The following is a 15239-nucleotide window of genomic DNA, read 5'->3' on the forward strand; positions in this document are numbered from 1 at the left end:
TTATCAATTGTGCATGTGTTTCAAATACATTTTTTCAAGATCCTGAAAACTAACGTCTTTGGATTCAAACTTTTCTAACAATACCCCTTCTTTCATTATACCAATGTGTGTACCTGTGTCTTTTGCTCTAAAAAGATCATGTGTTGCCATTAATGTGGTTACTCCTCTTTCTTTCATATTTAATAATAGTTCAGAAAATTCATTACTGGCTTTGGGATCTAATCCAGATGTAGGCTCGTCTAGAAGTAATACTTTTGCTCCTCGAGCTCGGGCCAGTGCAATGCCCACTTTTTGGCGCATTCCTTTAGAGTAACTACTTACTCTTTTACGTATAAAATCTTTCTGCAAGCCAGATTGTGTTAATAATTCTTCCAGCTCGCTTTTGTTTTGATTTCCTCCGCCTAATCCACAAAAAAAATGTAAGTTTTCTAGCCCTGTCAGATTTTTGTATAACATCAGGTTTTCGGGAATATAGGATAGCAATTGTTTGGTTTCCTTAACATGCATAGTGACATCCATATTATTGATCATAGCTTTACCATGAGTTGCATCTATAAAATTTAGAAATAGATTAATAGTGGTCGATTTCCCTGCTCCATTTGCTCCCAACAGACAAAAAATTTCTCCTTCTTTTATCGTAAGATTTAAAGATTTTAGGGCAGTGAAATCCCCATATTTTTTTGTTAAATCAATTGCTTCAAGCATTTTCACATTATTTTAGAGTGATTAACCCTGTTATATAACCACTGGTACTTTTCATTTTCTTTGAAACATTACCCGAACTAATTTCATAACTGTACAAGGCATCTTCTTCTGTACCTGCAATGGCAAAAAGAACCTCATCATCAGAAACTTGTTTCATGAATGATGTTCGGGATGCTGCAAATGTATTAGGTAGAGAGGCTTCTAAATCCCCTAAATCTTGCGCCTTAGAAAGATCAATTTTTCGATACCTAAAAGCAGGATTAGCTCCATCTGTACCAAAAAAGTTATCATCATTTTCGGAAACGGTAGTACATACCATTCCATCACTAAAATGATATAACCCAAAACACGTATTACCAGTGGCAGCTTTGAGATCGAAAAAATAATCTGCGTCAAATTCTGTTTCTCCTGCTTTGATTCTAAGAACACCACTAGGTTTACCACTAAACAGTCCCGAAGCTTGAACATAAATATTTCCTTGAGCATCGGTAGTCATAATTTCGGCAGTAAGTGTGTTAAAAAGTGTGGCTGTACGATCATCTGTTATAATTTTACTTAAGGAGTTTGTATTTAAATCTACCACGGCAATCTTAGCAGAACCTGATCCTCCAAAATCATTAAGTGCGATAAATAAATTAGTATCTCTTATGATCATATCGGAGTAAAAAAGACCATCGCCAGCATCTTTTAAATTTATTTCTCCTGTAATTCTCATCGTAGCAGGGTTAAATTGAATAACTTTAGATATCCCTCCTCCAACTGTAGCGTAACCTGTAGTTTCATTAAGGATCTCGAGAGAAGAAAAAGAATTAGATCCCGGAATTATTATTTCTTGATCCAAAACAGCTTTGCCAGTTTTATCAAACACAAATTTTTTCATAGTTGCGGGAGCACCAAAACCTGCTGTAAACATCGCTTTTCCGTCTGAGTATATAGAAGAAAACTGTCCTACCTCTGTACCATTGGCATTGTCTATCGAAGGTTTATTAAGATCTGTAAGTCCTTGTAAAAATGTAGTTTTTACATCTCCTGCACCCGATACTATGGCCAGGCCATGGTTTATTTTTACTGTCGTTTCTTCTGGAGGAATAGAATTATCGTCGCTTTTACATCCTGATAGTATACTTATTGTTACAAAAATGAATCCTGTAAAAAGTATATGTGCTGCTTTTTTTAATTTGTTCGTGTTCATTACTATAGTTTTTGTATTATGATTTAAATAGTGAGGTTTTTAACTTAAGATGCCATGATCTTCCTGGTTTTTGAACTCCAAAATTATCATAGGCTTGTTGATCAAATATGTTGTGAGTTTCGAGAGTTACAGTATATTGCTTATGCCTTCCTGTGTATGCAATTCCTATATTATGAAGCCATTGAGTTGGCACGACTAGTTTATCTTCTTTTCGTCCATCAATCTCCCAATACCTAAAAAATTCTTCTACATAGCGGGTAGACCACCATACTTGTAATTGGTCATTGGGTCTCATTAAACTATTTTTGGTGATTTGAATTTCTCCGTTTCCGAATAGATACGGTTTGTTTGGTAATCGAGCTCCAAAATAGCGATCATTAGACACTCCTGAAGCTTCTTTTTTGGATCGGTTTCGCAAATCCTGAAAAGTGCCATTTAATGTAATATTTAACCATGATAATGGCCGCATACTAATTTCGCCTTCGACTCCTATGATTCTTGTTTTTAATAAATTTTGATAAGTACTCAAAACAGGAGGAGGAACCGCTTGAAGTATAATAATATTCTCTATCTCTCTAAAAAAACCATTAGCTTCTACACTCCATGTTTTTTCTTTATAACTCCCACCAAGATTAATATTATGGCTTCTTTCGGGTTTTAAATTCGGATTAGCTGCTACTGCGATACTAAAATCTCCTAAAGTTTCAATTCTATCTGGTAATCTTGTGGCATACTCATAAGATAGTTTACTTAAAAAATTACGATTAAGTCTCCATGAAAAAGATTGACTTCCTCCAAATTCTGTCCTTTGCTGTTCTACCTCATCGATTTCATTATTTTCAATTTCAAAACCTTTTGCGGTATAGTGATAGAATTTCACAGCACTGTGACTTACTATTTTTTTATCCAGAAAATCTTTTTCCAGACCTATCCCACTAACAATTTTATTGATATGCACAGGGTTTTTATAGTAATCATTTCCGTAAAACGCAGCTGCAACGGGATCTTCTCCCGATCGTTCAAAAAAAGAAGTCACTCCATTAAAGAGAATTCGTGAAGTAGTATTAACATTATATTGAAGATTAATTCTTCCCGAAATATTATCTCCGGTAAGTTTTAATTTATTTTGAGAAGGTGTAATCTCACCTCCAGAGGTTCTCTGCCCAATAACTTCTCCTCTCCAATTGTATATATTAAGTGTTGTATCATTAAAATTGGTAATGATTCTATTGTACCCTATGTATAGATTAGCATCAAGATTTTTTATAAGGCCTTTTTTTTCATATTGTAATGCATTATTATATACAGATACTTTGTTAAGGGCTTCTCCGTAAGGTTGTCTCATTTCGAAATTATGCTGAATCTCATCATATAAATTTGCATAAGAAAAATTGAGTGCTATATAATCTGCCCAGGATTGGTCTATCAACCCTACATCTCCTTTTATCATATAGCTTCTAAAAGCATCATGAAATTTTTTTGCTGAAATTGATTCTGGATTACCTTGTTCATTAATAAGTGTTACATCGTTTAGTGTGTAATTATTGTCTGAATATGTATAATACCCTGTTAACCCTGCTGTTAAACCAGAGGGCATTACTTTTCTCGCATTTACTGTTGCCTGCCATGTATTAAATGAACTATATGCTACAGATGTGTCAAAAAAATCATACTTCTCTTTTCTTGTAACTATGTTAATAGCGCCTCCTAATGCATCTGCACCCATACTTACAGGAACCGCACCTTTATATACTTCCATTCGTTTAATAAGGTTAACAGGAAGCATAGCCAGAGAGGGGCCTATTCCTAATTCTTCTACTGGAAGTAAAAAATCCATAGGAACTCCATTCACAAATAGTTTTACTTGCCTGCCGCTTAACCCTTGAATAGATACTTCAGTGGCATTTCCAACTCCCCCACTCTGTCTTATTTGTACTCCGGGCACTGTACCTAAAAGATCAGATGTAGTAACAGATCTATTATTAAGTTTTCTGGCTTCGATAACAGATACTGTTGTCGTACTATTTTTAATTTTTGTTGCTTCTGATGTGCTCAATAGTGTTACTTCACCTAATTCATCGAGTTGTTTAGCAAGGCGAATTGTTACTTTTATTTTGGGTTGATTTTTAAGTAATGTTATCGTTTTTTGTTGTGTTTGGTATCCTATATGGGATATTACAATTTGGTAATCCCCCGATCTTAAATGTTCTATTCTAAAGGCTCCTGAAGTATCGGATACGGTACTTTTATTCATTTCTGGAATATATATATGGGCAGTAGATAAAGGGTTTCCTTTTTCATTGGTTATTGTACCAGAAATTACCCCTTCCTGACCTATAGAAATGATTGGGATTAGTAAAAAAACAATTATAAGATATGAGATATATTGCATATAGAAGTAGTAGACGATTTATTGTATTTAATTATGTATTCTGATTTTTTAAGAATAGAATGTCATTTGTTATAAAGTAATTTCCTGAATCAATTCTTCTGAATTCATTTCCTCAAAAATCACTTTTTCTTTCTCAGACATTTGATCTTTATGAAGTAACCCATTTGATCTATCCCATAATTGTTTTGTTTCTGCAGTTAATTGATAGGCTTCATCTTTATCCTTTTTTAGCAAACAGGTTAACCCATTATTTTTACGTAGTTCAAGTATTTGTTGGTTTCGTAATAGATAAGATGATGATAAATTGGTTAGAGAGATCACTTCTCTTTCTTCATTGTACAATAAAAATTCTTGGTCTGAATAAAGTTCTAGTATTGTTTCTTGTAGGGGTTCGATTTCAAAAACACGTACTTTAGTTTTTAGTTCTTCTTGTGTATTTTGATAACATTCAACAATCTTTACAGGAGTTTTCTCTGGTGAATGATTCATAATTACAGCTTTCTTTTGTTCACCTTCAATAATATTGTTCAGTGTTATTTTTTCAACAAAAAAGAAATCATCAACTGCTGTTTTAGAATACCTTATTTCTCCAGAACTGTGTACTTCTGAAATAAGTGTGTATTTCCCTAAAGGTGCATTGTTAGGGATGGTATATGTAAAATAATAGTGTCTTCCGGATTGAATATTCTTGAGTATTTGTATTAATTGTTCTCTCTTACAAGCTCCACTCAAATAATCTGCTAATAACAGTAACGGAACATTTTTATTTAAATATTTAAGTGATCGTTCTTCTTCTTGTGTTACTTCGTTTATAGGGTTTGGTAATCCCAAAACATGTTCTTCAAAAAGCATAGTAACATTTCCGTTAGGATCTTTAACACCTATTCTAACCCACGGAAACACGTGTACATTTTTTAAGGCAGAGACATTAAAGTTCCAGTGAATAGTCACAGTCTTACCGGGGATAGCTCTTTTTGGAAAAATACTCATGACTATTTTCTTAGTGCTTTAAGCTGTTCTTTACTATATTGATTTGCATACTGCCTGAACCATTTTTCAACTGTTTTTTCGCCTAAATAATCATAGGTTACAGATAGTAAAAATTCTAACTTTTGTAAATACTCTTTTTTAGCTTTTTCTGGGTCTTTCATCATATTTTTCTTACGATCTTCTTTTTCCTTTTTTGAAGCGGGAACATGATGAAAATAAGTTGTGTTAAAGTATTCCTTACTAAACTCATGATATTGAGGAGTGAAAAGGATCATATTATGCCACATTTCGTCGATAATCAAAAGATCATCTGGTATAAAAACTCCTGGAATCTGACTTATGAATAGAAACTTGAGGGTTTCATTAAAAATATCCTGTACTTCTTCGACTTCTAACTGGTACATATCATTAAACCTCGAAATAATGTCTTCGTTTCTAAACTGAAGAATATTTGCTAGTTGTTTTTTATCTAATTTTTTCATGGTTAAAATGTTTCCTTAAAACGGTAGTACGACAAATCGTACTACCGCAATACAATGTCTACAATGTAGATGAACAATGTCCACAGTTACTACAATGCGTACCTCCAACTGGATTTGCTGATTTTTCGGCCAGAATCTGAGAGATTAGTGCTTCTTTGTTAATTTTCATGATTACATAAATTAAGATTATACCTACTCTATTTTTTAAGGTTTTCGGCTCGCCCTTTGTTGCAACAGTGTTGCAATATAGAGAACCTGTTTTTCAGAAGCAACAATGTTGCATTTAAAGAAATGTTAAAAAAATAATTTCAATTGTTAATGGCTTAGTGCCATTTTTCGATAAATTTTCGAAACTTTATGTTATTACCCGATCGATAAAATCTTGTAAATACTTTAATAATGATTCCCTTATCTTAGTATATTCTTCGTTTTGATTACGCCAAATTTTAATACGCTTAAATTGGGTTATCAAAGCTCTTTTATCATTTTAAATTATACTTTTTGGGTAATACATTGAGAGAGTTAATTTTATTTGTAGGATTGAAATATATTAATTGATTTATAATAAATAAAGTTTTAGCGATATATGCAGATAATAATTTAAAATTTCTAATATTTTATTATAATTTACTTTAAAGTTATGCGTTAATTACAATTAATCAACTTTTAGTGGTTTGCATAATTTTTCTAAACACACAACAGGTCAAAACACTATCCAACTTAGACCACAAACAACTCATTATCAAATCACTAAATCCACAAAAACTCTTAAAAACCAACATTCACAATATGCAAATTAAAAAACAATACAAGGGGATTATTTTTGATTTAGACGGAACCCTTTTAAATACATTAGGAACATATAGCCATATCATGAATGCACTTTTGGAAAAAAATAAATTTCCGATTCATACCATGAAAAACTATCGTGAATTTATTGGAAACGGTGCAAAAAATTTTATAACCTTATCCATCCCTTCTGAGCATAGAACTGAAGAATTGATAGCGCATTTGCTCCATGAATTCCATTTGCAATATGAAGATTTATACACCCAACATTCTGAAACATATGCTGGCATAATGGATGTACTAATAGATTTACAATCTGCCGGAATAACACTCGCTCTATTATCTAATAAATTACATGATTTAACTCTTAAATGCGCAGGCCATTTTTTCCCAGATATCAAATTCAGTCATATTATAGGTCAGTCTGAGAAATACAAAAAACCAGATCCCAGTGGGGTTTTAGATCTATCGAAATTGTTAAAAATCCCTCTAGACCAATTGGTATTTGTTGGTGATACAGATGTTGATATACTTACAGCTAAAAATGCAGGCGTTGATAGCATTGCAGTAACATGGGGATTTAGAGATGAAAAAAACTTGGTATCCTTATCTCCTAATTACATAATAAGAAGTCCTAAAGAACTCATAGAATTCCTACCATTTTCTAAACAAATCTAAACAGCCTTAACACATTTTTTTCGGAATGTGATATTCTGTCTTCTTGATATTACATCAAATAAACTTTAATTTTTCTCAAAAAAAACTCTATTCACCTATATCATAGCACGATACAGATAAATAAAGTTCTTTTTGTGCACAAAATTACTATAGAAGTCGAACTAGAATTTCATCACTTAAAAATATAGTATAAGTCTCAAAAAAAATTCAACTTGTAGTCGTAAGTCTCTACCTTGCAGAAAGATTCTTATATAGAAGCTATTGCTAGTTATTGGTTTTATTAATTATTTTTAGTTCTCTTACTGTCTTCCCTCCAACGGCCATGTCATCATCCGGGATTTCTTTTATTGAAACTAGAAATAATTTTTTTGGAACACCTGTAATATCTGCTGATATTTCGGTTAATTGTTCAATTAGTTTCTGCTTAATTTCTTTTTCGAGTTTAGTTGATTCAAATGATATATATGGCATATTGTTTAGATTTTTGTTTTTAGAATAAAACAGTTTATATTAAGTTTCTATTTTGTCTTTCGTATTATACTTTGCTTATTATTTTGCACTTCCCGCCCGTTTTTAGATTGGCATTAAAAGTCGAACTTTTGGTATTTTTACTTACACGTATTTAGGGATGATACCATCTTAAAGTTAAACATAGTATTGCTATTAGCAAGATTTTGGGTTGGAATATCTTGATAAATGCTCCAATGTGCTACGATCTTTTCTTCTTCTAATCTAAACAGATCATATATTGCAGAATTTTTTCCGGCAAGAGCTCCTTCACTAATGGATAGAACAAAGTTCCCTTCTCCAAAAACGGCATGCTGTTTTTTATAACGAGGAAAAAGTGATTCATCTTGAATTGCCTGAATAAGATTCTGAATTCCATCGGCAAATCCTATATTATGTTGATGGAAATTAGTTTGAAAAAAATTAGGTATGATCTCTATTATCGTTTCTACATTTTCGTGTGTTAGTGTATTAAATAGCTCGGTGATTATAGATTTATTACTTTCTGTTTTCTTTAGGTCTTTTATTTCGGTCTCACCATCAAATAAAGATCTACCCGATAAGTTTGGAGAAGTTATTGCTGTCATAACATTCCAGTGTTCGGCAATTAATCCATTATAATCAAAACGAATGATATGAAAAGCTACTGCTTCATTAAACCCAAAAGGAGTAGCATTCATCCATTTGTGATGCATAATTATGTACTGATCATCTTCTAGCATGCGAATATTTTCAATTTTACTACCATACTCTTTTAATTTTGGTATCATAGAAATAAAAGCTGCTCTTCCCGACGGAACCCTTGGATTGTGTTGGATATAGTTTTCATGAACCATTTTCTCTATTATTGATTCATTGTACTGGCTAACTGCAGTATGATATGCTTTAGCCTTTTCTTTATTGTTCATATGCTTTTTCTTTATAAGTTGATCTACATTTTTGTATGTGGTTAAATTAAAATATCGCAATGATGAGATATATTAACCCGTTGTACATTTTAGGTTTTTTAATTCGTCAATTCGAGCGTAATCGACAGGCTATTCCGGAAAACCACTCGAATTGACGTTTTTTTATGTACATCACTAATGAGACACTATTTTTTGAATATTTACGAACAAGGTCTTTAATTAAAGAATCTGTTTGATCTAGTGAACCGACAGATTCGATATAAGAATCTGGTCTTACCAAAATAGTCTGATCTTTATAGTATTTACTTTCTGTCCAGAGTCCATGTTGTGAATCATTGGAATGAATTTGTATTACTTTCACAAAATCTGGTAATTCTAAATCTATTTTTTGATTGCCAAAATAGAGAAGCGTAAACTTGGTATAATCAAGAAGAGAATATAATTGGCTTTTTTCTTCTCCCTGGTTGACTTCGATATCATAAACTCTTGTTCCTGCCATTCCATTTTCACTATAGCGAATACCCATACCTGTAATATTTCCGGCTCTCTTTTCTACAATCTTAACATAATCTTTTGCATGGGTACCAGAGCTTGAATATTTTGTAGAACGAACAAGTTCTCCAGAACTCTGAATTACACTAAGAGCAACTGGTTTTCTCTCGCTTTCATATAAATTGAGCAAACTTTGATCAGCACCGTGATTTTTTATCATATTCAATTTCCAAATTAAGTTAAATGAATCTGCCAGACCGGTATTTAAACCTTGTCCTCCATTCACAGAATGAATATGACAAGCATCTCCCGCCAGAATTACGCGATCTTGAATAAGATAGTTTTCTGCAACAGATTCTTTTACAGAAAATTGAGAAAACCAGATCAGCTCTTTTATCTTAACTGTATGTGGTGCCATCGCGAAGTTAATTTTTTCCATAGCATCTTCTATGACAAAATCTTTGCGATCCATTCTAATATAGAACCTATCAATATTTCCTTCTCTGGGAATCCAGGCAACATCTGATGTTTCTGATTGGAAAACTATAATTTCGGGTACTTTTGTAAAATCAGTTTCGAATACTGCATCAATTACTGCCCATACAATTTGAGGGCGTGTAATCTCGAAAGGTATATTAAAGTAGTTACGAACAAACGAATGAGAGCCATCTGCTCCTATAAGATAATCTGATTTTATTACATCTCCATTAGAAAGAGTACTGATACACCCTTCATCTGTAACCTGAATATCTTCTAATGTTGTTTGTCTTACTACAGGCGCATTAATTAATGTAAGTTTTTCATCTAAGAGTTTCTCTACAAATGCTTGTCCCAGCATCAAAAAATGTTTATGAAAACAACCTTCAAGCTCATCCCACCAATACGATTGTCGTGATACAAACTTTCCCTTTTCCCATATTGAACTTGTATTACAGGGTAAACCCAGAGGGTAGAGTTCTTTGAATAAATCAGCAACTTCAAGTAGCTGTAGTGTTCTTGCATTAAGAGCATCTGCTCTTCCTACTTCTAGCGGGCCTTCAGATTTATCTATAATCATTGTTTTTAATCCCGAAAGCTCTGCTAGATATGCACAAGCTAGCCCAACTGGTCCAGCCCCTACAATAAAAATATCTGTTTCTTTTGTTATCATTTTGTATATATAAGATGTGGATTATCTGGAGTTTTCCCTAGTAATTGTACTCTCCTAAGGTGTCTGGGAGCGCCTTTGGTAAAAGGTTCGCGACCATGTAATAAAGTGCTATTATCAGAAAATACAATATCTCCAGTTTCCCACCGATGTGTATAGAGATATTCTGGAGCGTAGAGCGTTTTATTAAGGTTTTGAAGAAAATCTCCAACTTCTTGTTCTGGAATCCCCTCGACTTCAAAGCCAGGATGATTAACAAACGATTCATCGCTATGATTTGGAGGTTCGCAATAGCGAATTACAGAGTATTCTTTTTCTTGGTGTTTATTAAGAAGCGGAGCAATCGTTTTGCTATCATAAAACTCCATTTTTCGTGAATACACACAACTTACTTTACTCCAAGATTCTTTAGTATTTTCTGAGATTTCTTCTAAAATCATTTTTGTATTGGTAAAAGTTGTGCCTCCTCCATTATCAATTCCGGGTGAACTTACACAATGAAACACTTGCGTTTCAGGTACTTGTTTACGATACATACCATCCCAATGAAGAGGGATATAAGTATTGTCGAAAATATGGTCTTCGGGATTATCCTGAACAACAAGTTCCAGAACTTTTCCGAAAGGCCACAAACAAATTTCTCCAAATTTTTCACAATAGTCAGAGAAATCTTCGGCGCTGTCAAAGCTTCGAAATCCTCTCAAAGCAATTAGATGTTCATTTGATAGCACACTTCTCAATTCGTTTATATCTAAATCCCGAATATCTTCCTTTCCGTTAATCGGTTCAATTAATAAACCAAATGGATTTAATTTTGTGGTTCTAAAATTCATATTTTACTCTTTTAACTTTGTTATTCTACATTAGCATTCTACGCCTTAATTTTGAGGCATTAACTCGTAGTGGCTAGAGTGTCCGTTTTCGTCCTGAACTAATTTTGCATTTAACTTTTTAACTTCCCGGTGCTTCATAAGTATAAATTCGTTTCCAGTTTGTACAGCAACCCCGTGCCAGGGTGTCATCCATGTTTCTCTTCCAAGAAGTTGAATTCCAATTTTCTTAGAACCGCAGATCTGCGGGTGTATCGATAGACGTATTGCTTCTGGAAATTTTTCTGCAATCAAATCGGTCCAGGCATTACTTCTTATAATCGCCTGATAGGCTTTTACTTTACATTCTTTTTGGATTGAGCTTTTAGATCTTGTTTGTCCAGGAAACATTAAATCTTCAACAAGAAAGCGTGTAAGCCCTCGATACATGCGATTAGCTTCTTTTTCTTCTGCATTGTTCGACCCTGTTCCTCCTTTTTTCACTTTATCTTTTAAACTATCCAGGTCTTGTCCATATTTTTTTACAAGTTCATAACGAGCTTGATCAAAATCACTGTTAATATCTATATCATCGAGATTAAAAGTAGAAAGCGCTTTAAGGTTTAACTCTTCGATAAGGCGATCAATTTCAATTTGATAAGAAGTTACATGCTTTTCAGAGATTCCTACAATATCGCTAAAAACTCTACCATCTGAACATATAATTAACTCTGCTCCTGGTTCGTAAATACTTTGAATTTGTTGGCAGAGATCATTTAAAAATGTAAGAGCCTGCTTTTCTGCCATGTCGGGAAGATATCCTAAAACTTTTGCCGGATTAGGAGATTTACCAGGAAATGCCGGTAAGACAAATCTAATTTTCTTTTTTTGCTTAATGGCCATAGAAACTTTATCCAAGTGTGGTTTATGACAACTTAGGCAAGCGGGTGAATCACAGCTATCTTCGGATATCATCATTCGCCGAAATTGCATGACTTTGGTTAAAATATTTCTCGCCTGATCTGTAACTTGGTCAGAATGACTAAATGATGTGTAAGATTTACTTAGTTCATTATCTAAAATTTTCATAATAAGGTTTTAAGAATTAATTTTCTATTTTACGTGTCGATTTTTCTCATCATAAATTATTTTAATCTGTGTTCATTATGGTATATATAAAACTCTATACAGAAAGGATATTACTATCCTAACCAGTAAGGTTTATCCATATACTCTCCTTCTGCAATCATTTTTTAACGATAGCTAATCCTTCTTAAGTTTCTTTTATAATAACAAAGACTTCTTCTCCTATAAATAGAGTTTTGTGGTTTCGCTATTTTCAAGAATATTTACTATTTCCTGGTACTACCAAATACTATCTAGTATCACCAATGTTATTTTTTAAAATGCAATTCTTGATTGCAGTTTTATATTTTCTGCAATTCATACATTAGCCGTACGATTCGAATTAAATCAAAACGATAAAATGTTGTCTCTTCTTTATAAAAAAAAGCAACCTTATTCCTAAACTATTTAATCTAATAACAGAAAGCCTCTGCTATTGTCTAAACACCATACATTTTTTAGTATACATACTATAATTTTATGTACTGAACTCATCTTTATTGAAAGCATGAGTATTTATCTAAATCAATATTTATTAAATATTAAAACGTTGCATATCTTATAAGATCGTCTTATCAAGGTCGTCTTTTTTGAATCTAACTTTTATAAAAATCAGTATACAAGAGTATATTTAGTGATTTTTATTTTTCTAATTAGTGATTAGTATCCGATAACAAAACGGATATATTTTTAATCAAATATGCTATATTTTATAATTCAATATGATGTATTTATCTGTCATTTCGGATATAAATATAGTCTAATTTTTAACTATAAAAAATTCTCTTGGCGCTTTTGCGACTGCTACCAGAATATAACTCGTTTTCTATTATAATAGTATAACAGCTTACAAAAATATTTTAATCTATATCTGTAAGTATTTCGGTTTCTAATTTTTCTATAAGGGTTTTTAATTCCTGAATAGCATTTATATCTTTTTTATCAATTGCCATATTAATTGCAGATATAATCCTTCCTTTTATTAATTTAAGCCTATCATTTTTTGGTAAAAATAAGGGGTCTACTCCTTTAACAAATTCGATATTTCCTTTTTCATTATTATCTAATTCATCTAATTTGTTTTCTATATTTTGCAAGACGTCTTCTTGCGAAACTTTTATTTTATGTCTCAAATCAGATTCGTTAATGATAACCCAGTCTTCTATTCCTTTTACCTTAAGTAAAGTATATAAATCTGATTTCTTAATTTTTATTTCTCCCGACAATATCTGGTTTTTAAGCTTATTATTGGTTATCCCAATAAGGTCAATAGCTTTGGCAAACCTAGAATCTCTTTTGATAGTACTTTCACTTACTTTATATTGTTCTGCGAGTATTTTTGATGTTGAAGGTTCAATTTGACCCTTCGAAAGAATATTAGCATACCCTCCTTTTTTTTTCTTGACACTTAGATATTTAAGTCCTCTATAATAACTCAATTGATCGGGGTTAAGATTTCTGCGTCCTAGTTGATGGTTTATCATCCACGACTTCACTTCTTCTATCGAAGAAAAAGAAAACTTGCTTATTCTATAATCTATCTCGTTTTCTTGGCAAATTTTATACCGATTATGTCCATCTATTAATACTAAATCATCTTCTCGCTCCCAAACCGATAATGCTTCTTTACACCCTTCTAAAAGAATATTTTCTTTTAGTTGTTTAAATTCTTCTTTAGATAATGGTACAATAAACTCTTCTAATTCTTTTAAAACTCTAATATTCTCTTTGTTCATTTCTTATTTTGAGTTATTTAAAAAGTGTTCTTAGTTTATATCTTCATCTTGTTTAACGAGACCTAACTAACCATAATTCATTCATATTAAAAAAAGCAAGTTCACATCAATATTAACTACTATATTTCAATACATTAGCAAGTTTCAGAAATAAAAAACAGGCTTCCCCTTACATAACGAGATTAGTCTTGATTTTTTGAAATTGATAAAGGATTATAAGTATTCCTGTTTCAAAACTCAAAATTATAAACCTATATATGTAGTACAAAACAAAGATATAATAGAATTAGAGATTATCCCATATTTACTATTAATTGTTCCATATTCACCATTGGTTATATTCTATTTATTGCTATAAAATCTTGATTTCAACTCTAAAAACTAATCTCTTTTTGAGGTGATCAGCATAAAGTATTACAGAATTCATGCAAATCCGATATAGGCTTTAACCTACAAACGAACGAAGTCTTTTCTTACAAAATAATCATTAAGTTGTTGTTACTAAAAAACCGCAAAATAATTACGTTATCAATAAATGTGAAACAATAGTAGCACAAAAGTGCAATACAAATCATCTTGATCTTTATATTTTAGTCTTCAATTAACTTTTAAAACCTAAAAAATGATAGATACCAGATTTTATATTTACAGCACTTATTCTTTAGTTATAATAAATTAACAAATAACTTTTCTAAACAAGAAAAATATACCTCAACACAATTTTATTGGCCTAAAGAACATATAAAGATTCTGATATACTAAGGCCGTAAAACACCCTCAACTATAATGAATATTAAAGAAAAGGTTTCATTAGATTTAAAAATTGATGACAATGATCCTGATTTGATTTCGGGCTGTATAGAAATAGAGTTTCGTACAGAAAAAATAAGACATTACTTCTCTTCGATTACACTAAAAGAGACAGATTTTATTCATCTATCCTTTTTTATCGAGTGGAAAAACCGCTTATCGACATCTTGTTGTTGCTATACTGTATTTTCTGGGTCTGTAAATTTAACACAGCAACATTTTTTTGATTTAAAGTGGATGTTTGTTTGCCCAAAAAATAAGTTATCTAAAGAAGGAAAATACACACTCTATTCTAATCAAAAAAATCAATTTTCAAATTCGTATCATAACAATTACGATATTCCTTTTATTGTAAATTATGGCTAAATACATATTCTATAAGCATAGCGATTACAATGCTAAGATGTAAAGAAGTATGTTGAATAAAAATTTACATTTTTTGACACTTCTTTTACATTTTTTTTCATCGGTTACCCA

The 15239-nt window shown here is 31.9% G+C and carries 13 protein-coding genes; 2 read left to right on the top strand and 11 right to left on the bottom strand.

The window, feature by feature from the left end:
• Positions 1-3: 3 nt before the first annotated feature.
• The 5 genes from NNL09_RS00730 to NNL09_RS00750 form a co-directional block, all read right to left on the bottom strand.
• Positions 4-705 carry an ABC transporter ATP-binding protein gene (locus tag NNL09_RS00730; RefSeq protein ID WP_025666517.1) on the bottom strand — a complete coding sequence of 234 codons (702 nt, stop codon included), beginning with the start codon at positions 703-705 and terminating at the stop codon, positions 4-6.
• Positions 706-712: 7 nt separating this feature from the next.
• On the bottom strand, positions 713-1897 hold the full coding sequence (locus NNL09_RS00735; protein ID WP_196910630.1) for a hypothetical protein: 1185 nt from the start codon (positions 1895-1897) through the stop codon (positions 713-715).
• A gap of 16 nt (positions 1898-1913) precedes the next feature.
• On the bottom strand, positions 1914-4289 hold the full coding sequence (locus tag NNL09_RS00740; protein ID WP_196910631.1) for a TonB-dependent receptor: 2376 nt from the start codon (positions 4287-4289) through the stop codon (positions 1914-1916).
• A 69-nt stretch (positions 4290-4358) separates the two neighbouring features.
• Positions 4359-5279 carry a hypothetical protein gene (locus tag NNL09_RS00745; RefSeq protein ID WP_196910632.1) on the bottom strand — a complete coding sequence of 307 codons (921 nt, stop codon included), beginning with the start codon at positions 5277-5279 and terminating at the stop codon, positions 4359-4361.
• A gap of 2 nt (positions 5280-5281) precedes the next feature.
• Positions 5282-5761 (bottom strand): hypothetical protein, encoded by a 480-nt coding sequence (locus NNL09_RS00750; protein WP_196910633.1) that lies wholly within the window; start codon positions 5759-5761, stop codon positions 5282-5284.
• Between the two features lie 789 nt (positions 5762-6550).
• Between NNL09_RS00750 and NNL09_RS00755 the strand changes: the two genes are divergently transcribed.
• Positions 6551-7228, top strand: a complete 678-nt coding sequence (locus NNL09_RS00755) for an HAD family hydrolase (RefSeq protein ID WP_196910634.1) — start codon at positions 6551-6553, stop codon at positions 7226-7228.
• 264 nt (positions 7229-7492) lie between these two features.
• Here NNL09_RS00755 and NNL09_RS00760 read toward each other — a convergent pair whose 3' ends face one another.
• The 6 genes from NNL09_RS00760 to NNL09_RS00785 form a co-directional block, all read right to left on the bottom strand.
• The gene (locus NNL09_RS00760) at positions 7493-7699 is read right to left on the bottom strand and encodes a tautomerase family protein (protein ID WP_025666511.1); all 207 of its coding nucleotides are present in this window, start codon (positions 7697-7699) and stop codon (positions 7493-7495) included.
• Positions 7700-7836: 137 nt separating this feature from the next.
• Positions 7837-8643 carry a hypothetical protein gene (locus tag NNL09_RS00765; protein ID WP_196910635.1) on the bottom strand — a complete coding sequence of 269 codons (807 nt, stop codon included), beginning with the start codon at positions 8641-8643 and terminating at the stop codon, positions 7837-7839.
• Positions 8644-8749: 106 nt separating this feature from the next.
• Positions 8750-10285 carry an FAD-binding protein gene (locus NNL09_RS00770; protein ID WP_196910636.1) on the bottom strand — a complete coding sequence of 512 codons (1536 nt, stop codon included), beginning with the start codon at positions 10283-10285 and terminating at the stop codon, positions 8750-8752.
• On the bottom strand, positions 10282-11115 hold the full coding sequence (locus NNL09_RS00775) for a TauD/TfdA family dioxygenase (protein ID WP_196910637.1): 834 nt from the start codon (positions 11113-11115) through the stop codon (positions 10282-10284). The genes NNL09_RS00770 and NNL09_RS00775 overlap by 4 nt, the downstream gene beginning before the upstream one ends.
• 45 nt (positions 11116-11160) lie before the next feature.
• Positions 11161-12180: an L-tyrosine/L-tryptophan isonitrile synthase family protein gene (locus NNL09_RS00780; protein ID WP_025666507.1), complete on the bottom strand. Its 1020-nt coding sequence runs from the start codon at positions 12178-12180 to the stop codon at positions 11161-11163.
• A gap of 896 nt (positions 12181-13076) precedes the next feature.
• On the bottom strand, positions 13077-13952 hold the full coding sequence (locus NNL09_RS00785) for a hypothetical protein (protein WP_025666506.1): 876 nt from the start codon (positions 13950-13952) through the stop codon (positions 13077-13079).
• A 786-nt stretch (positions 13953-14738) separates the two neighbouring features.
• Here NNL09_RS00785 and NNL09_RS00790 point away from each other — a divergent pair.
• On the top strand, positions 14739-15128 hold the full coding sequence (locus NNL09_RS00790; protein WP_025666505.1) for a hypothetical protein: 390 nt from the start codon (positions 14739-14741) through the stop codon (positions 15126-15128).
• Positions 15129-15239 lie beyond the last annotated feature (111 nt).

Origin of the sequence: Aquimarina sp. EL_43, assembly GCF_943422735.1 — a bacterium.
In the GTDB taxonomy this organism is placed as follows: domain Bacteria; phylum Bacteroidota; class Bacteroidia; order Flavobacteriales; family Flavobacteriaceae; genus Aquimarina; species Aquimarina megaterium.